The 20,033-nt window shown below is 46.6% G+C and carries 17 protein-coding genes; 10 read left to right on the forward strand and 7 right to left on the reverse strand.

What is annotated here, in order from left to right; translation table 11 throughout:
* Nucleotides 1-30: 30 nt before the first annotated feature.
* Nucleotides 31-1,335, reverse strand: a complete 1,305-nt coding sequence (locus tag EWA64_RS18840) for an inosine/guanosine kinase (protein ID WP_061895745.1) — start codon at nt 1,333-1,335, stop codon at nt 31-33.
* A 116-nt stretch (nt 1,336-1,451) separates the two neighbouring features.
* Entirely contained in the window at nt 1,452-1,928 is a 477-nt protein-coding gene (locus EWA64_RS18845; protein WP_061895685.1) for a CreA family protein, read from the reverse strand.
* Between the two features lie 308 nt (nt 1,929-2,236).
* On the opposite strand from EWA64_RS18845, the gene EWA64_RS18850 reads away from it, so the two are divergent.
* Together EWA64_RS18850 and EWA64_RS18855 are read left to right on the forward strand one after the other, a co-directional pair.
* A complete protein-coding gene (locus EWA64_RS18850) occupies nt 2,237-2,740 on the forward strand; it encodes a hypothetical protein (RefSeq protein WP_061895684.1) in 504 nt (167 codons plus the stop codon).
* Nucleotides 2,741-3,045: 305 nt separating this feature from the next.
* The gene (locus EWA64_RS18855; RefSeq protein WP_061895683.1) at nt 3,046-3,732 is read left to right on the forward strand and encodes an HAD-IA family hydrolase; all 687 of its coding nucleotides are present in this window, start codon (nt 3,046-3,048) and stop codon (nt 3,730-3,732) included.
* Nucleotides 3,733-4,140: 408 nt separating this feature from the next.
* Here EWA64_RS18855 and EWA64_RS18865 read toward each other — a convergent pair whose 3' ends face one another.
* Nucleotides 4,141-5,574 carry a methyl-accepting chemotaxis protein gene (locus EWA64_RS18865; RefSeq protein ID WP_061895682.1) on the reverse strand — a complete coding sequence of 478 codons (1,434 nt, stop codon included), beginning with the start codon at nt 5,572-5,574 and terminating at the stop codon, nt 4,141-4,143.
* Nucleotides 5,575-6,087: 513 nt separating this feature from the next.
* Here EWA64_RS18865 and EWA64_RS18870 point away from each other — a divergent pair.
* Both EWA64_RS18870 and EWA64_RS18875 read left to right on the forward strand, forming a co-directional pair.
* The gene (locus EWA64_RS18870; protein WP_061895681.1) at nt 6,088-6,690 is read left to right on the forward strand and encodes an acyl carrier protein phosphodiesterase; all 603 of its coding nucleotides are present in this window, start codon (nt 6,088-6,090) and stop codon (nt 6,688-6,690) included.
* A gap of 46 nt (nt 6,691-6,736) precedes the next feature.
* Complete coding sequence (locus EWA64_RS18875) at nt 6,737-7,999, forward strand: DEAD/DEAH box helicase (RefSeq protein WP_061895680.1); 1,263 nt, start codon at nt 6,737-6,739, stop codon at nt 7,997-7,999.
* Here the strand turns inward: EWA64_RS18875 and EWA64_RS18880 are convergent, their stop codons facing one another.
* Both EWA64_RS18880 and EWA64_RS18885 read right to left on the reverse strand, forming a co-directional pair.
* Nucleotides 8,000-8,803 carry an EAL domain-containing protein gene (locus EWA64_RS18880; protein ID WP_061895679.1) on the reverse strand — a complete coding sequence of 268 codons (804 nt, stop codon included), beginning with the start codon at nt 8,801-8,803 and terminating at the stop codon, nt 8,000-8,002.
* Nucleotides 8,804-9,064: 261 nt separating this feature from the next.
* Nucleotides 9,065-9,700, reverse strand: coding sequence for a hypothetical protein (locus EWA64_RS18885; RefSeq protein WP_039427564.1), 636 nt, complete (start codon nt 9,698-9,700; stop codon nt 9,065-9,067).
* A gap of 412 nt (nt 9,701-10,112) precedes the next feature.
* Between EWA64_RS18885 and EWA64_RS18890 the strand changes: the two genes are divergently transcribed.
* Nucleotides 10,113-10,655, forward strand: coding sequence for a cytochrome b (locus EWA64_RS18890; protein WP_061895678.1), 543 nt, complete (start codon nt 10,113-10,115; stop codon nt 10,653-10,655).
* The gene (locus EWA64_RS18895) at nt 10,652-11,221 is read left to right on the forward strand and encodes a YceI family protein (protein ID WP_039444694.1); all 570 of its coding nucleotides are present in this window, start codon (nt 10,652-10,654) and stop codon (nt 11,219-11,221) included. Before EWA64_RS18890 ends, EWA64_RS18895 begins: the two co-directional genes overlap by 4 nt.
* A gap of 84 nt (nt 11,222-11,305) precedes the next feature.
* Here EWA64_RS18895 and focA read toward each other — a convergent pair whose 3' ends face one another.
* The gene (gene focA / locus EWA64_RS18900; protein ID WP_061895677.1) at nt 11,306-12,757 is read right to left on the reverse strand and encodes a formate transporter FocA; all 1,452 of its coding nucleotides are present in this window, start codon (nt 12,755-12,757) and stop codon (nt 11,306-11,308) included.
* 261 nt (nt 12,758-13,018) lie between these two features.
* On the opposite strand from focA, the gene EWA64_RS18905 reads away from it, so the two are divergent.
* Complete coding sequence (locus EWA64_RS18905) at nt 13,019-13,924, forward strand: LysR substrate-binding domain-containing protein (RefSeq protein ID WP_039461583.1); 906 nt, start codon at nt 13,019-13,021, stop codon at nt 13,922-13,924.
* Nucleotides 13,925-14,138: 214 nt separating this feature from the next.
* Nucleotides 14,139-14,612: a DUF1097 domain-containing protein gene (locus EWA64_RS18910; protein ID WP_061895676.1), complete on the forward strand. Its 474-nt coding sequence runs from the start codon at nt 14,139-14,141 to the stop codon at nt 14,610-14,612.
* A 207-nt stretch (nt 14,613-14,819) separates the two neighbouring features.
* Here EWA64_RS18910 and EWA64_RS18915 read toward each other — a convergent pair whose 3' ends face one another.
* Entirely contained in the window at nt 14,820-16,454 is a 1,635-nt protein-coding gene (locus EWA64_RS18915; protein ID WP_061895675.1) for an ATP-dependent endonuclease, read from the reverse strand.
* A gap of 246 nt (nt 16,455-16,700) precedes the next feature.
* Here EWA64_RS18915 and EWA64_RS18920 point away from each other — a divergent pair, with 246 nt between their 5' ends.
* Both EWA64_RS18920 and EWA64_RS18925 read left to right on the forward strand, forming a co-directional pair.
* Nucleotides 16,701-18,461, forward strand: a complete 1,761-nt coding sequence (locus EWA64_RS18920) for a bifunctional metallophosphatase/5'-nucleotidase (protein ID WP_061895674.1) — start codon at nt 16,701-16,703, stop codon at nt 18,459-18,461.
* Between the two features lie 465 nt (nt 18,462-18,926).
* On the forward strand, nt 18,927-19,964 hold the full coding sequence (locus EWA64_RS18925) for a TerC/Alx family metal homeostasis membrane protein (protein ID WP_061895673.1): 1,038 nt from the start codon (nt 18,927-18,929) through the stop codon (nt 19,962-19,964).
* The last annotated feature ends 69 nt before the right edge of the window (nt 19,965-20,033 follow it).

Consider the following 20,033-nt stretch of genomic DNA (forward strand, 5'->3'; position numbering starts at 1 on the left):
GGTTGGCAGCCATCTAGCTCAATGTCCCTACTAGCGATCCCAGTAAGCTTCTTCCAAGCTGTCTTCCCTTTCAGGAAGGGCTCGTGAGAGGCGAGGAGAGTGCTGGGTAAGCACTTCATAGCTCACGCGGTTGGCGTATTTACAAATTTGTGACAGAGAAGAGTACGTCAGGCAAATATGCTGATGTTTCACTGAGTTTGGCACGTTTCGTTGGTGAAAAGCGTTGGCCGCCATATCATGCAGTAAAGCCGAGAGTGCGCCATCCCCAGCACCATTGGTATTTTTGATCTCCGCAGGCCCGCCAAGGTAAGGGCCAATGTGCGAGTAAACGCGTATTGGCGCTTTACAGTCACTGCGTCGCATCGCACGGCTAAACTCATACTGGTTAAAACCTTCGATACTATCTGGGTAGATATCATGCGTGGTTTCTCGCTTGGCATCTTCATCGGTGTAACCCGCCATGTAAAGACCATCGGGGCCGGCAGTACAAAGAACCAAATCAACCCACTGCAATGCTTTATCCGCTGCTTGTAAAGGATCTCGTTCGCCAGTCAATGCAAAGCCTTCTTCTTCATTCATCGCCACGACAGTAATGTTGTCACGCAGGTATTCTTGCCACCACTGTGGATTGCCTTCGATTACGTATTTGGTACCGAGCGTCAATACCACTGGCACTTGGTGCTTTTTCGCATATTCGATTGCTTTTTGTACCGCTTGTGGCATCGGATCTTTGGGCTTGCCGCGCATTAAATAAGAGGAGACGACCAGTGCTGACGCTTTCTCAAATACTTCTTCAGGAATGCTCTCTGGTGCCAACTGGTTCATGTGGCCTTCATTGATGGCAAAAGTGCGTTCGCCATCTTGAGAAATAAGGGTATAGCAGCGGCCGATTGGCCCATCGACGGTTTGTAAATGATTGAGGTTCATTCGCGACGAGGTACGGCACAAATAGCGATAGGCGTAAGAACCGACTTGGATGTTTTTGGACATCACGCCCAACAGCACCGATTTGCTGTCGGCCAGCACAGAGTAATTGTGCAGCGTGTTACCAATGGTGTCGCCTGGGTACTGATGGGTGATTAAACCGCGTTTAATCAACTCTTCGTACAACGCATCCGCTTTGCTCTCTTCAAGAACCAGCGAGTGTCCTTTGCTCAGTTCGTATTTGGCTAAGAAATCGTCGTCCACACGCGCTTCGATATCGACAATAGTCTGTCCAACGCCAACCACGGTTGGGCGAAACATTTTTGGTGCGGCCTTTAGTTCGTTGACCAGAGGATCTCGATCGTTCGTGGGGAAGTAATGTTTAGATTTACGCTGACCAGGAAACTTCATGCTAGTTAATAACTGAGAAAAAAAAGAGGCGCATGATATCACGTTTTTTTGCAATCGAGCGCCTTTTTGTTACAATTTACCCTGGCTGATGAAGAAATGAACAGCAGAAGTGCGGATTATTGCTTGTTTGTCGAAGTCTCTTGATAAGCTTTTGTTCCCCAAAGTGGGACCGTCGATAAGCTATGTTTAAAGCTGCCGGAAGTCTCTTTGGTGGAATAGGAAACGTACATCAAGGTTTGATTTTTGGCATCAAAAATGCGACGAATCTTCATCGACTTAAAGAAGACACTTTTTGATTTCTTAAACACCACTTCGCCTGAATCGGATTTGTCGATGGCAGCGATCATCTCGGGTGTGATTTCCCCAGTTTGGCGGCATGCGATCGAGCTATCACTGGGATCGGCCAAGCTAAAATCCGCCTCAATACTCGCAATATGGCAAGTTACGCCAGGCACCAAAGGATCCACCAGCGTATTGAGTTTGATGTCTTTCATGGTAAACAAGCCTAAAGAGACATCACCGACTTCGTCGCTACCGCAACCGTAAAGCAGTGGCGTTGCACAAAGCAGCAGAGCTAACATCTTTGTTTTCATATACTTTTCCTATTGACCGAGCCAATGTAAACCTAGCTACCTTAGCAGCTTTTGCGTTTATTCCCAAGTTGCCAGCAAATGTGCCGCGGTTTCCTTCACGCTGAGGAGTAACCATTTTTTGTTAGAACAGTCGCTATAGTGCGTGGTATGGTATAAAGCTTGCTGGGAAACATAAAACACCAAGGGAACCAGTTATGAAAGCTAAACTGATTGTCGTTGTGATCACGCTGGGGTTGCTGGCTGGCTGTAGCGCCTCGCCGAAGTCCACTATCTGTACTCCGAAAATTTGCGATATTTGGGATTAATAAATGCATATTGAATCACCGCTGGTTGCGAGCAAGAATCAATGGCTCCACGACCAGGTGGAGTGTGAGTTTCCAACCAAAGAAAGCCTAGAAGGGCTGGCGCTTTATCAGCGCTCATTGAGTGAGCGCACTTTGCAACCGCTAAGCTGCTCGTTAGAGAAAAGTGGTAACGAGCTGGAACATTTTCTAGTTGATTTCCACCGTTTAACCATCCTTTTTTCCATACTGCAATCTAAGCGTTGGGCAAGTGAAGCGGAACGAGCATTGATTGTGGAGTTTCTCACTCAGATTATTCTTGCCCCAGAGCATGCGTTGTATGTCAGCTTTTCAGCGGGCGAGCCAGTAGGAGCATTGATGCTGACACATGGCGACGACCAACTTCTGGCTTCTGACATTATTTATAGAGACAAAACCAAGTTAGAAGAAATAGAAAAATACGTCGCTGATCTTATCGCTACCGTGCGGATGGAGAGCCCTGTTCCAACGTCAATTCTGCTCGAGGTTTGATCGCGTCTCTGGCTCTTAGCGATCAACAAGGTACAATGTCAACGTTGTGACTGATTAACAAACAGTTTTCTAGTTTTCTTCCCCCAAAAGCTTGCTATCAACCTCAGGAAGTAGGGCATGCAAATTCTTTAGCTTGGCCAATAAATAGGTGATCTCTCCTAAATATTGGCAAATTAAATCGAGCCATTGTCGTCTTTTGCAGAGCGTGTCCTTTTCTCTTCATCGCCGCGTTTTATAGTAAATATCTAAGTTGCCATTTTTGGTGACAACAATATTCAAATTTGGCTGGGATAAGAGAGGGCACGATGGCGATGAGTCCAATTCGGTGCGTAATATTTGATTGTGATGGCACCTTGGTCGACAGCGAAACGCTCTGTTGCCAAGCGCTAACGCGTGTTTTTGCTCGTTTTAATGTTGAAGTGCCGCTTGATAAAGTAACGGCACAATTTAAAGGGGGTAAACTGGCGGATATTCTCGACGATGCCAGAACTATGTTCGAGTTAAATGTGTCGCTGGATGTGCTTGAACCGCTCTACCGCAGTGAAGTTAAAAAGCTCTTTTATCGCCATCTAAAAGCCATGTCGGGTGCGGTTACGCTGCTTGATTTTCTTGCAGAGTGGGGGATCGAATACTGTGTGATTTCGAATGGCCCCAAAGACAAGATTGAGTATTCTTTACAGCTTACAGGCTTACTAGAACGATTTCATGGGCGTATTTTTTCAGCATTTGATGCCAATAGTTGGAAGCCAGATCCGGACCTGGTGATGTACAGCGCTTTCAATATGGGCTTTCTACCCGAAGAATGTATTTATGTCGATGATACGGCAAAAGGAGTTAAGGCGGGTTTAAGTGCGGGGATCCGCACATATTATTTGGCCAATGGTTTTCAACCCAATCAAATCCAAGATGCTCGAGTAACGAAAATCGAGCATCTGGAAGAGTTGATAGCCTTAGTGGCAGACACGAACAAAATTAGTGACAAGCAGCACTGATAGTGTGTATATGCACAGGTTTGCGTGGATATGCAGGTATTGCTAGTGCCGATTGAACGGCGCTGAAGTTTTTGGTGTGAAACCCGCAGGCGGCACAGGTGAACTTCTCTCCATCCGATGACAGCATGTATTCATCGTTCTGGCAGAGAGGGCAGAGGATCTCATCTTTTGTGTTTATATATTTGTAAGTTGTCATTTTAGTCACCAGCAGCAAAAAATTGGCACTGATAGAATAGGTCAAATGTTTAACTTCACGACACTTTTTCATGTGAATTAACAAAAACTTGAGACGGACTTCATGCTAAATATACAACTAAGTGAGCATTTAAAAGTCTTTTTAGTGAAATCTCCCCGATAAACAAAAAGCTCCCTAGGGAGCTTTTTGAAGGCCATTCAGACCGATTCGATTTATTGGGTACGATACTGTTTGAGTATTTGCCCTAACGACGCAGAGGCTTTGGTCAGGTTAGCCACACCCAGAGAAGATTGCTCTGCAACTCGGCGGATCGCGTTTGACTGTGTACGGATATCACTGAGTTCGGCGGCGATGTCGTTGGCAACCGCACTTTGCTCTTCAGCGGACGTGGAGATTTGAATGCTCATATCCATCAAAGAGCGCGCAGAACTGGCAATAGCTTGGACATCAGAGCCAATATCGGCAATTAAATCGCTGCTGGTTTTCGCTTGATTGACTGTTTGCGCGGTGATTGAAGCGATGTTCTGGCTCTCCGTCTGCAGTTTTTCAATCATCGCCTGAATTTCAACTGTAGCCGCTTGAGTGCGACTGGCGAGAGTGCGAACTTCGTCTGCAACAACCGCAAAACCTCGGCCTTGTTCGCCCGCACGAGCGGCTTCAATCGCCGCGTTCAGTGCCAGCAAGTTGGTTTGCTCTGAAATGGCGTTGATGGTGGTGATCACCTCGTTAATCTGTGTGGTGTTTTCGTTGAGCGTGGAGACCGATGTCGACGCTTTTTCAATATAGCCAGACAACTTTTCGATTTCAGCAATCGCAGATTGAACGCGTTTATGGCTGCCTTCGATGTGTTGAGCATCCAACTCCGTTTGGTGTGTGGCTTGCTGGGAAATGTTCGACACTTCTTTCGCCGAAGCGGTCATCTCTTCCATCGCGGTAGCAACGGAATCAAGAGAGGAATACTGATTATTAATCTGTACGCCACTTTGCTTCATCTCACTTTCAAACGAGGCACTGGTTTCACTAAGCGTCGTTGCGTTTTGTTTGACACTTTTTACCAACTGAGTCAGCGTATCCATCGCCTTATCGAGAGCACAACCTATAGTGCCGAACTCGTCTCGACCAGGGTGAAACCCCAAACGAGAGGTGAGGTCACCTTCAGCAATTTTTTGTGTGGTGGTGTAGAGCACCCACAAAGCCCCGCCCAAGAAGGTGGCTACCCAGTAACAGAAAATGGCAAATGGAATCGCCCACAGGTAGCTCAGCAAAAATGTCGTGAGAGCAGAAGAGCGCTGATTATTGTCGGTGTTTTTGCTATTGATTGTCAGTTGATAGTATTGCCCATCGCGACCTTGCTGCACGACACGTGTCACGCCGTCTTGGTAAACAGCGGCTTGGGCGCTGCTCACTCGTGATACCCCATTTTGGGCGAGGATCACGTTGGTATCATTGGTGGCGAGTATCCCTTTCAATTGAGATTCGGCCGCCAGTTTTGCTTGGCTTTCAATGTGCTCTAAGCTGCTTAAATAGTGGTTACCCGCAACGGCGGATAGTGCAACAATAAACAGCGCAAAAATTACCCAGATTTTGTCATTGATGGACATCTTGATAAACAAGCGATCAATGGTTCTGAATTCAACTTCTCTCATATAAACTCCGTTTAGAGATCGATTCATGACTAAAGTTATCGATATATTGGCCGAGATTATGAGATATAGATTAGAAAATCATGTAATAACAATTCATCCCATTCTTAAAATTGTGAACAATAGCTCATTGTCATGTCATTTCCATGACAAATGAGCTGCTCACTTGCCGTTAAGCTCTTGTGCAACGTCACGCATTTAAATTAAAGCAAACGGTTACTTATGAGCTGTATCTCGGAGATAGAAGTTGCGTCTTTCTTGTGTTACTAATGTGGCCTATAACATCTGTTGCGACAAAGATTAAAGAGCAGAATGTATCTGCTCGACACACAAGGAGGTCTTATGTCAGACCAATATCTCAAGAATGAAGAATCTCTGGAATGGCTGGATGCGCTCGAAATCGGCTTTGACCTATCTGATTATCAAGAGCAAGAATCTGTGGCGGAAGCCGATGCATAATCTCGTGTTTAAACGCCGAAATTTGCCTCCCGCATTGCATTGATTGCCCATCAAAGAATGAATTTTCTTGCTCACCTGCACCTCGCCCAGTTTGCTGGCAGTAATCTGTTAGGTAATTTGCTGGGCGATTTTGTCAAAGGTGACCCCTACCCACACTACCCGAAAGCGATTGCAGATGGTATCCGTTTGCATCGCCTGATCGACAGCTTCACTGATCAGCATGATTTACTCAGCGAGTGCAAAATGCGCTTTCCTACACAACTAAGGCGCTTTGCCCCAATTGCGTTAGATGTGTTTTGGGATCACTGCCTGGCATCTCATTGGTCGGATTATCACCCACAAACATTGGAGGATTTTGTCGCGCTCGCGCAAAGGGCCGTCAATGACGCTCCGCAAGTTGCCTTACCAGATCGTTTTGTCTTGGTTAATGATAAAATTTGGTCAGGGCGATGGCTACAGTCCTACCAGTCGATGCAAAATATTGAATTTGCTTTGTTAAGAATGTCACAGCGCAGTCCACGTATGACGCCACTAAGTGAGTGTGGTATGACGCTTGCTCGCCACTATCCATTTTTCGTCGAGCAGTTTGCGCATTTTTATCCTGAAGTGATGACGTATGCTCTCAATCAGCAGAAAGAGTTGGCTTCATCAATAGTCTAATCGACTTGGCTCTGGTAAAATCCGCGCTCATTTTTACGGGGGCCCCATGACAGCGAAATTTATTGAACTCGGTTTAGAACCAGCGTTGAGCGACACTTTATCTGAACTCGGTTTTTCAACACCCACACCCGTGCAGCAGCAAGCAATCCCGCATGTCCTTGCTGGTAGAGATGTGCTAGCTGGGGCTCAAACCGGAACAGGGAAAACTGCTGCGTATGGTTTACCGCTTATCCAAATGTTGTCAGCCAGCCATGTGAATACTGAAGAAGAAAGCGCAACGCCAAGAGCGCTGGTGGTTGTGCCTACCCGTGAACTGGCACAGCAGGTATTTGACAATTTGAGTCAATACGCCAAGCACACCTCGTTAAAAATCGTCACTGTTTACGGTGGAACCAGCATCAATGTTCAAGTGAAGAATTTAGCCAATGGCGTGGACATCTTGATCGCAACCCCGGGACGCCTGCTTGATCACCTGTTTACTAGAAAAACCACTTTAGTTAACGCGCAGTTGTTGGTGCTCGATGAAGCGGATCGCATGTTAGATATGGGCTTCTTGCCGGATATCCAGCGAATTTTAAAGCGTATGCCAGAGGCGAGACAAACACTGCTGTTTTCGGCAACATTTGACACTCGAATTAAAGCCTTGGCCTATCGCTTGTTGAAAGAGCCGGTAGAGATCCAAGTCGCGACTGCAAACAGCACCGCCGAGAAAGTACGACAGATGGTTTATCCGGTGGATAAAAAGCGTAAAAGTGAACTGTTGGCGTATTTGATCGGTTCACGTAATTGGCAGCAGGTATTGGTGTTTACCAAAACTAAGCAGGGCAGCGATCAATTGGTCAGTGAACTGAAACTTGATGGCATTAAAGCAGCTTCGATTAACGGGGATAAAGCGCAAGGCGCACGTCAGAAAGCGTTGGATGATTTTAAGAGCGGTAAAGTGAGAGCTTTGATTGCGACCGATGTTGCTGCGCGCGGGCTGGATATCGCTCAGCTTGAGCAAGTGGTTAACTATGACATGCCTTACAAAGCGGAAGATTATGTGCACCGCATTGGTCGTACCGGACGCGCCGGGCAAAGTGGTTTAGCTGTCTCTTTTATGTCCCACGATGAAGAGTATTTGCTAACAGCGATCGAGAGCTTACTTGATCAACGTCTGCCGCAAGAGTGGTTAGCCGGTTTTGAGCCGAGCCCTGCCAGCACCTTCACAGACAACAATCCAGCGGGTCAACGTAAAAGTCGTTCGGCTGATAAGCGTAAAATGAAGGCAAAACTGAAAATCCACCAAGGCCGGGGAAAGAAAAACTGATTAAGCGTAGCAAGCTGCGCTGAACAGGTGTTCTTCCGATAGCGATTTGGGCATGGCAAGCAGGTAACCCTGATACATGTCCAAATTGAGCAACTTCATCAAAGCGAGCTGATGCTCAGTTTCAATCCCTTCGATCACGGTCATCGAATTCATTTCATCTGCAAATTCAAGCGCCGCCAGAAGCAATGCCGTCTCGCCCTGCTCGTATCTTTGTAGTAAAGATCGATCGAGTTTGATGATGTTGGGTAGTACGTTTCTAGTGCGTTCATGGGTTGAGGCTTCTACGCCAAAGTCATCAATTGCCCACATAAAACCATTGCGACTGAGCGATCGAGTGGCAAACTGCAGCTCTTGCTCACAGTTAACATGCACTTCAATCAGTTCCATGACAATCTGACTGGGTCGTAAGTTAGCTTCTTGGATTGTCCTTAGCAGAAAATTGTAACTGAGCTCTTCATTGGCCAGTCGTTCGATGGCGTGTGGCAGTACGTTCAAAAAAAGATGTTTGTCTCTGTAGCGGGAAAGGGCAAAGTTACGGATATGAATAATGCGGCTCAGTCTTTCGACATTGAGTCTATCCGTTGGTGACACATCATCGCAATGAAAGAAGAGATCCGGCCGGATTGTACTGCCGTCAGCGCAGTCTATTCGTACCAAGGCTTCCAAACCGACCAAAGTCATATCTTTCTTATAAATCGGCTGAAAAACACTGCGCAAAGTCATCTCTTTGTAGCGAGCAAGGAACTGTCCATCACACGAGGTGTAAATGTATTCATCCAGTTTTTCTGCTGTTAGCGTATTCATTCTAAACAAGGCTCAAAATTCAATATGGTGAAACTGGCTCACCCAAAATTAATAAAGTTGTCAAAATGACAACGTAAACTGTGCTAGCGGGTTTTGCGCCCTCATTCTTTCTACCCACAGGTTTTAGACTTAGCAAGCCCCCTTGTGGTTTTACTCAAGGATTATCGAAGCAGGTCAAACTTTGTTGTCGCCCTTGATATTCGTGCAGTTGCTTTGTTTTACCTCGGTGGCGTAACGTGTGCGCACTCAGTTTCACATGATTTAATGCCACTGCAACACGGCATAAAATTGAATATATTTGCGTATCATTTGCTGGTTCTTTGCACGACGTAACGGGTGTCCAAATTTAAGATAGCAGGGTGAAATGTTAAAACGCCCTTCAAGGCTTTGGGTGAACTGGGAATCACAGGTGTAGAGAGAGATACCTTGTTCACTGTATTCAGTGACTTGATCTGGCAATGCACCCATCCACCAATAGAGCAGTTCACGGCTGGTTTTACTGCGGCTTATCCAATGATCGCCTACCAAAAACAGTAGATCGTTTGGCTGGATAGCATAACCATATTCACTTTGCCACTCGGTGATGGACGCCAATAGGTTGTCGCGACAGGTTTTTCCTGCACTGATCATGTGATGCGACAACACCCATACTGTGCCGATATCCGACGAGATTCGGTACTGGTGAGGGAGATCGGGCTGCTCAACGGTTTCCAACGCTTCAATCACACTTTCATGGTTAAACAGCCGGAAGGTGTTTTGCATGCGACGTGCAAACGCCAAAGCGAGATGATGCTCATTCATCCCGTGATTATGCACGGCTGGGTAGTGTTTTTCGCAAAGCTTCAAACAATCATCCTGAAAGTTATTGACGCTTTTTATAACCAAATCGAGTAGCAAGTCATTTCCCTATCAAATACGTTTCACGCCGTGTGAGGTTAGCATGTTTGATTTTCTCCAACTAACATTTGCTTACAAGTTCTTGATCAAAACACCATATTTTTGCGCCTTTTAACATAGTGTTAACTCCTCTTACCTGTCATCCTATGTAACGGTGTTATCTGACTCATATTGAAAAAACTATCTATAAATCAAATGGAAAGATCTATGTGGCTCACAGTGTACTGGTATAAAAATGGCCTATTCTTCGCGTGCTCGAAGTTCCTTCGAAATTTTCGAACAAGTTGATTCATCTGGCGAGGTCGCTGATGGGTAAAAGTTGGTAAATAATTTCGTTCAGTTTGTTTAAAAAGTTATATTAAGTCCGAGACTTATGCTTATTAACTATTTCGCAATGAGTGGTGATCTACACATGAAGAAAACTCAAGTAACACAATACAATGCGCTGGCTCGGATTTTACATTGGCTCTCGGCAGTAGTGATAGTCGCCATGTTCGCTGTCGGTTTATGGATGGTCGATCTTTCTTACTACAGTGAATGGTACAAAACAGCGCCAGACTGGCACCGTTCTGTTGGCATTCTTTTGCTGCTCGCCACTGTGTTTAGACTGCTATGGAAAGCGCTTACCGCTTCTCCGCAAATAGAAGGCTCTAAACTGGAAATTGCGGCAGCTAAAGCGGCTCATCATTCGATTTATCTTCTGATGATGGTGATTTTCATATCAGGTTATCTCATCTCTACCTCTGATGGTCGCGGGATTGAAGTGTTCGGTTGGTTTACTGTGCCGAGTTTGGGTGAGTTGTTTGCAAACCAGTCAGACATCGCCGGTACGGTCCATTTTTACGCAGCTTGGCTGCTTATCGGTTTAGCGGCACTTCACGCGCTTGCCGCCTTAAAACATCACTTTGTCAACAAGGACAATACCTTAAAAAAAATGATAGGAGCTTCAAAATGAAAAAATCACTGCTTGCTACAGGGCTTGCGTTTGCGATGGCACTGCCATTTACTGCCAACGCAGCGGACTATGTGATTGATACAAAAGGGGCACACGCGTCAGTTAACTTCAAAGTCAGCCACTTGGGTTACAGTTTTATCAAAGGCCGTTTCAATAAGTTTTCTGGTGAGTTGAGCTACGATCAAAACAACATTGCCGCTTCTAAGGTGCAGGTTGTTGTTGATACTCGCAGTCTCGATTCCAACCATGCAGAGCGTGACAAGCACATTCGCAGCAGCGATTTCATCGATGCGGGTAAATTCGATACAGCAACGTTCACCAGCACCAAAGTGGTGGACAAAGGCAACGGTAAACTCGATGTAATGGGTGATTTGACTCTGCACGGCGTTACCAAACCTATCACGATTGCTGCAGAGTTTGTCGGCGCTGGTAAAGATCCATGGGGCGGTGAGCGTGTTGGTTTCACTGGTGAAACTCGCCTAGAACTGGCCGATTTCAATATCGCAGTGATGGGCGCGTCTAGCTACGTGGACATGGAACTGCATGTTGAAGGGATCAAAAAGTAAGTTTTGATTCAACAAAAAGTAAGTTTTGATTCAACAAAAAGCAAAGCCTCCATTTTCGGAGGCTTTGCTGTATTGGAGAGCGTATTAAGCTCTTTCTAATTCGCGAGACATCACTAGGTTTAGTCGCTCGCCGTAGATTGGTCGTAGCGCTGCCAGCACTTCTTTGCGCGAGACCACGCCAGCGAGTTTGCCATTTTGCAGAACAGGCAGAACGTGCGGCTTGCTCACTTTCATACTTTTCGCGCGCTCTTCCAAAGAGAGAGAAGTCATGCGAGTAGCGATGCCCATACTGCTGGTCGGATAAAGCTGCTCTTTATCAATACAAAGAAATTCCACCACGTCGACTAAGCGGTCGTTGATGTCAATCGCAATCACATCGCGGCTCATCAGATCCACTACTTTTTGCTCAGTACTTGGAATGTAATCTTGACACCATAGGTCAACCATCACATCGTGAGCGGAGAGAAAACCGACCAAGCGGCCTTCGATATCGACGACTGGAGCACTGACCAGTTGATTGTCTAACAAAGTATCGAGTGCAGTGGCAATCGGCATTTCAACCCCTAGTACTACGGGCGTGTCATTCATGATGTCCTTGACGATATAAGCGTTTTTCATAGTAAATTCCTTAACTGACGTAATGTTTGTTGTTTGTGTAATTGTGTTGATGCTTGCCGTTTTCAGTGATGGACGACGGTAAAGACACCAGTTTGCTAGCCCGACCAGTACCGCACCACCGACGATGTTGCCAAACGTTACTGGGATGAGGTTTGCAGTGATAAAGTGGCCGATGTTGAGATCGGCATAGTGGCTGGCCGATACGCCGACTTGCGACCAAAATGCGTCCGGTGCAAAGTTGGCGATGACGATTCCAAGTGGCACCATAAACATGTTTGCCACACAGTGCTCAAAACCGCTGCTGACAAACATGGCCACGGGTAACATGGTCATCGCGGCCTTTGTCATCGCGTTAGCCGAGCTAAATGTCAGCCAAATTGCCAAACAGACCAACAGGTTACATAAGATGCCTAACGAAAATGCCTCAACCGTGGTGTGGTGCAGTTTGTGCTGGGCAATGTTGAGCGCATTCAATCCCCATTGACCACCATCCATTTGATACAACCCGGCAGAGGTTACCAGCAGCAGCAAGAACATCGCGCCGATAAAGTTGCCGACATACACTTTTCCCCAAATGGTGAGCATTTTGCCAAAGCTGATCTGTCGATTTGCCCAAGAGATGCTGGATAGAACCGAACTGGTGAATAACTCGCCGCCGCAGATGACGATGAGAATAAGCCCCATGCTGAATGCGAGTCCGCCAGCCAGGCGGCTTAGTCCCCAGCCCGCGCTGCTGCTCCCCGTTGTTACCGTGATGTAGAAAAGAAACGCCAAGCCGATAAATGCACCAGCCATAATGGCGAGCCCAAGTGTCATGGCGCTGGTTTTATTCGCCTTACTGAGTGCGAATTTCTCTGCTTCTGCCATCATCTCTTTTGGTGAAAAGTATTGTGTGTTTTCAGAGGTAGCCACTGACATATCGACTCCTTTTTTCTGAATTCATTGTTGCTCCTTAGCTCATTTATATTTGTTAATCTAAGCCTTAAGTTATAAGCCCTGACGTTGTTAGTGAGTGCGGTGTTCCCGAACCGCACAGTCAGATTAAGGGGCGGTCATCTAGAGGTAAAATTGATAATTTTTAGAAAGCTCATCAAATTCTTTGATATGTAAAAAGAGAAGAGTAAAATGAAACCCATTGCTCATCGATTTGATGAGACGCTTGAATTTAGGGAGGAAATTTTGCGCTATTCGTTAAAACAGTTGGCAGTTTTTGATGCCGTCGCCGATTCTGGCAGTGTTAGTCAGGCGGCGGATAAATTGGCACTCACCCAATCGGCAACAAGTATGTCGTTAGCTCAACTGGAAAAAATGCTTGGGCGCCCGCTGTTTGAGCGCCAAGGTAAGCAGATGGCTTTGACACATTGGGGAATGTGGCTTCGGCCGAAAGCGAAACGACTGTTGCAAGACGCGCAGCAAATCGAAATGGGGTTTTATGAGCAGCATTTGCTCAGTGGCGAGATTCGACTTGGTGCGAGCCAAACCCCCGCGGAGCATCTGGTTCCAGACCTCATCAGCATTATTGATAACGACTTTCCAGAGATGCGTATTTCTCTTGGGGTCAAAAGTACCAAAGGGGTCATTGAGGGCGTACTAGATTACCGCTACGACCTCGGCATCATTGAAGGGCGCTGTGATGACAATCGGCTCAATCAGGAAGTCTGGTGTCGCGATCACCTAACGGTGGTGGCTTCGGCCAATCATCCCTTTGCCAAGCGTGACACAGTGAGTTTGGCGCAACTTGAACAGGCTCGTTGGGTATTGCGTGAGCATGGTTCGGGGACTCGCAAAGTTTTTGATAGTTCCATTCATCATTTGGTGGAAGACCTGGATGTATGGCGTGAGTACGAACACGTTCCGGTGCTGAGAAGTTTGGTGGAAAATGGCTCATACCTGACTTGTTTACCCTATTTGGACGTCGAGCGTCATATCGAAGCGGGACGTTTGGTTGCGCTGAAAGTGCCTGAGCTCAGTATGGAACGGACCTTGTCCTTTATCTGGCGCGCTGATATGGCAGAAAACCCCTTGCTTGAGTGCATCAAGAGGGAGGGGCTACGTATGATGAAAGGGCGTCCAACGGTGTTGTAAACAGATTACATTTCAGTTTTTAGGTCAAAATCAATCATACCTAAACCTGTTGATTTATCGGTTGCGTCAAACTATCAATGCAATATGTGAAAATTAATATTTTCTATTGTGATCATTATCACTAGAGGGCGGGGGCGTTTCACTTAGTATTGGTTGCCTGATTGAGTTGTGAGTATGCACATGCAGTTACTCACGGGTTTGGGTCGAGAATACTATGAGTACATTAGTCGCTATTTCGCTGACAACAGGCATTCTGTCTGGTATCTGGGGATGGATTGCCATCTCGTTTGGGCTTTTATCTTGGGCTGGCTTCTTAGGATGCACCAGCTATTTTGCCTCACCGAACGCCGGTGCTAAGGGCTTGATTGAAAGCTTACTCACCAATATGACAGGTGTGTTTTGGGCGATGGTGATCATCTACGGTTCAACATTCGCTGGCCTTGAAATTCTTGGCTATGTGATAACCGCTGTAGTCGCGTTTCTTATGTGTATTCAAGCGAAACAAACTTGGTTGGCTTACATTCCCGGAACGTTTATCGGTTCGTGTGCAACATTTGCTGCGGATGGTAACTGGCAGTTAGTTGTCCCTTCACTGTTGTTGGGCGGCGTATTTGGTTACCTGATGAAAACATCTGGCTTGTGGCTTCACCAGAAATCAGTCACTACATCACTTGCAAGGCAAGCGTGAGGTAGACCCCCGATCTTTTGTATCCCTGTGTAGAGTTTAATCCCGCTTTATACTTTCTATCAGTCAATATGATACTTGATACAAGCGCATCTTTTCAGATGCGCTTTTTTTCTCTTCGGTGTTTTGAATGGGAAGTGCAGCCAAGCTGATATGTACCATCACTCGCACTGATGTTTGTTTGAAATGTATTGGTCTCTCGCCATACAACTAGGTATTGCCATTGGCCATCGTTACCACACGCTTTAGTGTCCAACGCAGCAGCACCGGAATACATTCTACGCCATTGAGTTCGCAGTGAGAAACAATCGCCAGCGCCAAATCAGGCTTGGCGTGTTTCTTCAACACACGCGTGACGACCTTTTTCGCCGGGATCGGATGTTCATAAGGAATTTTGATAAGGTCCTTAAAGAACTTATCAAAGCCATGATTATATAGAAAATGCTCAATGTCGTGATCGGGTAGTTCGGTTAAGCGATGGCGTGCTTGGTCGTGACCGAGCATCGAGTGCACGGTCGTGGCGTATTTTTTCCCTGCGGCGTCGCCATCGGTGACAACATGCCAATCGATGCCAAATGCTTTCGCTACTTTGATCAAAGAACGTAAGCCAGACTGCGCGAACTCGATGATCTGCACGCCCTCTGCGGCCAGATTGTAGCCGCATTGATTGGCCAGCTCGTTAAACAGCCATACCTCGGTTTCTCCTTCGACCAACAACCAGCAACGAGCAAACAGTGCTCCAGAGCGGTGAAAACGAATGTGAAAACCAATCTTGCGCAACTCATCGACGCTAAAGCGATGAGACTGAATCGATTTTGCGGTGGTGCGATCCGATTGGCGAATCAAGCGGCGGATTGAAGCCAGCGGCACAGAACCCAGCAGCGCGCCACTATTGGTGGTGAGAATCTTCTGCATGGGCAACATTTGCAGCAAGCTCCAAGCACGGGATAGATGGGTAGGATGAAGACGACCTTCAGGATCCTCAATGATCAAAATCGGCCTTGCGCAGCGGCGTAAATCGCCCGGTCCTTTAGCTTGTAGATAAGCGTTTAGCAAGCCCATCAAAAGGAGTCTGGTCTGTTTGTTGTTTGTCTCTTCGATAAATTGGCTAAGGTTTTTTTCAGAAGAGGTGGAATTGTAGAACAGGCCATCGCGTGGTTTGCGTGGATCATTCTTGCTGACACTCTTGAAAGAGAAGTAATGCTCAATCAGAGAATGCATCGATTTTAAACTGCTGCGCATTTCTCCTTTGTTTACATGGCCTGGGATAGCCATCAGCCTGCGGCAAGTATTGTCGATACGTTTTTCAATCCGCGCATTTTTACCATTAGCAGATGAGCTTGGCAGTTCCGGAAACTGGCGAGAGTCACGTAGGCGGATAACCGGATGCAGTGACATCAGCTCTTGGGCAATTTTTTCCGAATGGTGAAGGTTTTTGGTTGAACCATCAAGATTCAAAAAGGCGTAGCTGGTTGAAATATCGTAGCCGTTACGCGATGCGCTGATACGGTAAAAAATGCGATGATCGCCGTTGTCGTCTCTGCACCAAACGGGTTTCAAACGTCGGTAACGGCCCGCTTTGTTTTCGTGTCTGTCGGTGGAACGAAAACAGAGCACAATTTGTAGATGTTGCGTTTGTGGATGAGAAATGGAGTAGTCGACATGAAAATCGGACATCTGAAATTGGTATGGCACGCCATTGGGAGGCAGAACCACCGACAAGGCGTCTAACAGAGACGATTTACCCCAGGTATTTTCGCCAATCAAAGTGGTCAATTCATCAAACGCAAGAGATAACCGTCTGATACCACGAAAGCCAGCAACTTCGATCCGTTCTAACAACATAGGCATCCTCCTGAGACATCGCTGCACCACTAATTATTTGAATGTAAAGTGAAAGGTGCTGATAGTAAGCATATGTCAATTTCTAAGCGCTTGTTTGTTATGGAGTCACAAATTGTGTGCGCTTGGCGATTTATTAAACATTCATGACCAACAGGCTGTGACAAGCTACTCAGTCACTTTTTCTTTTTGCATTGGAGTTTCATAAAATTCACGATTCTGTCATCATTCTGTTCTAAGTATAAAGGAATGAAGAGAGAGAAAGTGACTATGATAAAAACGCATAAGCCAGTCACGCTAAAACTGGCACACATCAATGACACTCATTCCTATTTTGAGCCAACGTCATTACAGCTCGCGATACAACTCGGCGAGAACCTCATTGAACCTTACGTAAGTGCAGGTGGTTTTGCTCGCATCGCCACTCGTGCTCAACAGATTAAACAAGAAGCGGAGAGACAGAAAAAAGGGTTTCTTTTCTTGCACGCTGGAGATTGTTTCCAAGGCACGCTCTATTTTTCGCTATTTAAAGGCAAAGCCAATGCGGATCTGCTCAATACCTTGGCCATTGATGCGATGGCGTTGGGAAATCATGAGCTGGATATGGGCAATGAACCTGTCGCGGAGTTCGTCCGTCGGGTGCGGTTTCCTCTGCTCGCTGGTAACTGGAACTTGAGCCATGAACGGCAAGACAAAGCATTAACACTACGTGATGTGGACAACGTGAAGAGTTTTCAAAGCGAAACGCGCACCGCAGACTACATCATCAAAGAGATCGACGGTGAACCCGTCGCCATTTTTGGCCTGTCGCTGGATAAAATGGCCGATATTGCCAACCCCGATCCGGATACGCCGTTTGAAAATTCGATAGATACTGCGCGAAATACGGTTGAACTGTTGCAGCATCGTGGCATCAATAAAATCATCTTGCTTAGTCACCTTGGCTATGAAGGTGATATTGAACTGGCGCGTCAGGTGGATGGCATCGCGCTTATTATCGGTGGACACAGCCATAGGTTACAGGGTGACTTTAGCGCGGTCGGGCTCGGAAAAGACGATGACTATGGTTTGAAAGTTAACGAGACATTCATTGTGCAAGCCGGTTACCACTCAATGACCATGGGCCACTGTGAAATCCAGTTTGAAGCCGATGGTCGAGTGAGTAGCTTCCACGGGCGCAATGAGCTGCTGATTGGTCGGCGTATGTTTCTCGATCCGGGCCTTAACCAACAAGGGACTTGCGATTGGTATAATCAAGCGGCCGATTTTATTGATGGGCAGCTTAATGTGGTGGTGTGCAAAAAGGATGAACAGATCCAAGATATTATGCACAACAAGTACATTCCTCGAGTGAGAAAGCTGCAGCAGTCGATCATCGCCAACGCTGAGCAAAAGTTACGCCATGTACGAATTCCTGATGACGAAGGCCCGAGCTCCTTAGCGCCACTCGTGGCCGCGTCTTTTGTCCATGCACTGAACAAGCGACGTCACAACGTCCAGTTTGCGCTACATAACGCTGGTGGCGTCAGAAATTCGCTAAATCCCGGAGAAGTCTCGGTGGCCGATGTGGCCGGAAAACTGCTGCCTTTTGCCGTTCCTGTCGGTTTTTATGATGTAAAGGGGAAGACGATTGCCGCGGCTATTGAGGGCGCGATTAATAACGCTACGAATAATGGTGTTGAAGGCACGGGCTCTGGAAGCTATCCATACACTTACGGTTTGCGCTTTGATTATCAGCCACATAACCCGATGGGACAACGGATTGAAAATTTGCAAATCTTGAACTCGGGTCATTGGCAGAATGTTGAGGCCGATGTGTGGTATCGCGGCACATCGTCAGCCTACACCATGAAAGGTAAAGAGGGCTACGAGGCGCTGGGTGAGATGAAAGGTGATGGTTTTGTCAGTACGCTATCGATGGCGGACTGTTTTATAGAATACCTACAAGATGTACCGAATGTGCTAAATGAGTCTGTGAGTGTTTCGCCTAACAGGTTAAAACTGGTATAGAGTTTGCTGTGTTTCCTGCAAAAAATGGGGGAAACGGATATGTGGAATAAAGATTGGATGGACACCGCCGTGGTAATTGGTTGGGTGGCAATTTGGTCAACACTGGTATACCTAGTTCCGCTAGGCGGCATGTAGCCAAAACAGAGCAAGAGAGCTTCGGCTCTCTTTTGTTTTAGGCCAAGAAGATTATTTAGAGGTTCATTCTGGATCCGCTGACAAGAGTGGAATAAAATAGCTGGGTTTGGGGAGTAGTTAGCGTAAGTTTATTTGTCGTCATCCCGTTAGGCTAAGGCCTTTCCGGCAATTAAAGGTGTTTATCCCGTTGAGCCAATCGGCTCACGGCTATGATAGTCACTTTAACGAGACCAACGCATGCACAGAGTGTCAAAGCCGAAGACTTTGGCGAAATTTGTTGTCTGCGGAAGGTCCCGAATTATGAGGTTCCTTCTGCCCTTGGAGGAAACCATGTCCCCGATTGTATCTACTTCACTATTGGCTGAATCTACGCCATTTTTTACCAGCAGTGCTGCTATGTATGGCAGCTTCGCATTGCTAACTCTCGTTTTAGTCTCTCTTGATATTTGGCAAACTCGCGGCGGTGCCATTTCGATGCGCCGCGCATTGGGCTGGAGCTTAATGTGGTTCCTCTTGGCATTTGTCTTTGCCGTGACCATTTTCCTTTATTGGGATAGTTATGTTCCCAACAGTTCGTACAGTCACCAAGAAGCAACGATGGCTTTCTTAACGGGTTATCTATTAGAAAAATCGCTAAGTGTCGACAATCTGTTTGTTTTTGCCATTATTTTTGCGCAGTACCATGTGCCGGAGTCGCTGCGTCCACGTGCTTTGCTCTGGGGCGTGATTGGCGCATTAATACTGCGAGCCGTCATGATTGCCGTCGGCGCGCAGCTTCTTGCACAGTATCACTGGATTTTGTATCTGTTTGCGGCGTTTTTGATTTGGACAGGTATTCAACTTGCTCGTGAGAAAGATGAACAAACATCGCTCAACCCGTTGCCAGAACGTTTGCTCCGACGCTATTTTAAAGTGAGTGACACTTTTCATGGTCAATCGCTGATCGTGAAACGCGCAGGGCAGTGGTTTGCCACGCCGATGCTGATTGTCATCGCTGTGATTGCCGTGATGGATGTGATGTTTGCTTTGGACTCTATTCCGGCTATTTTTGCCGTCACCCAAGAGCCGTTTCTCGTCCTTGCGGCGAATGTGTTTGCTCTGTTAGGGCTGCGTTCACTCTATTTTGTCCTGCAAGCCATGATGGATAAGTTCGTTTACCTAAAACCCGCTCTGTCGATCATCATGGTGTTTATAGGGGTGAAAATGCTGCTGGTTGGTTCTGCGTATGAGATCCCGACATTGTGGTCTCTGAGTTTTCTATTGTTTGTCATGACATCAGCCATTGTGGCTTCTCTCAAGGCAAATCAAAATAGGGCTAAGCAAGCGCTTATTAGCCTTAATATAACTAATCAAAATAGCGAGAGGTGACGGTGTTGAAAGTGAAGTTAAAAATATTTAATGTAAAAAATATGTGAAACCAGTCCGTTTATTGAAGTG

The sequence above is a fragment of the Vibrio cidicii genome, assembly GCF_009665415.1.
Lineage (GTDB): Bacteria > Pseudomonadota > Gammaproteobacteria > Enterobacterales > Vibrionaceae > Vibrio > Vibrio cidicii.

Coding starts and splice junctions, on each gene's coding strand:
- EWA64_RS18850 (WP_061895684.1), top strand. CDS start 2,237: ATGCATATTGAATCACCGCTGGTTGCGAGCAAGAATCAATGGCTCCAC.
- EWA64_RS18855 (WP_061895683.1), top strand. CDS start 3,046: ATGGCGATGAGTCCAATTCGGTGCGTAATATTTGATTGTGATGGCACC.
- EWA64_RS18840 (WP_061895745.1), bottom strand. CDS start 1,335: ATGAAGTTTCCTGGTCAGCGTAAATCTAAACATTACTTCCCCACGAAC.
- EWA64_RS18870 (WP_061895681.1), top strand. CDS start 6,088: ATGAATTTTCTTGCTCACCTGCACCTCGCCCAGTTTGCTGGCAGTAAT.
- EWA64_RS18890 (WP_061895678.1), top strand. CDS start 10,113: ATGAAGAAAACTCAAGTAACACAATACAATGCGCTGGCTCGGATTTTA.
- EWA64_RS18915 (WP_061895675.1), bottom strand. CDS start 16,454: ATGTTGTTAGAACGGATCGAAGTTGCTGGCTTTCGTGGTATCAGACGG.
- EWA64_RS18880 (WP_061895679.1), bottom strand. CDS start 8,803: ATGAATACGCTAACAGCAGAAAAACTGGATGAATACATTTACACCTCG.
- EWA64_RS18845 (WP_061895685.1), bottom strand. CDS start 1,928: ATGAAAACAAAGATGTTAGCTCTGCTGCTTTGTGCAACGCCACTGCTT.
- EWA64_RS18895 (WP_039444694.1), top strand. CDS start 10,652: ATGAAAAAATCACTGCTTGCTACAGGGCTTGCGTTTGCGATGGCACTG.
- EWA64_RS18875 (WP_061895680.1), top strand. CDS start 6,737: ATGACAGCGAAATTTATTGAACTCGGTTTAGAACCAGCGTTGAGCGAC.
- EWA64_RS18865 (WP_061895682.1), bottom strand. CDS start 5,574: ATGAGAGAAGTTGAATTCAGAACCATTGATCGCTTGTTTATCAAGATG.
- EWA64_RS18925 (WP_061895673.1), top strand. CDS start 18,927: ATGTCCCCGATTGTATCTACTTCACTATTGGCTGAATCTACGCCATTT.
- focA (WP_061895677.1), bottom strand. CDS start 12,757: ATGTCAGTGGCTACCTCTGAAAACACACAATACTTTTCACCAAAAGAG.
- EWA64_RS18920 (WP_061895674.1), top strand. CDS start 16,701: ATGAAGAGAGAGAAAGTGACTATGATAAAAACGCATAAGCCAGTCACG.
- EWA64_RS18910 (WP_061895676.1), top strand. CDS start 14,139: ATGAGTACATTAGTCGCTATTTCGCTGACAACAGGCATTCTGTCTGGT.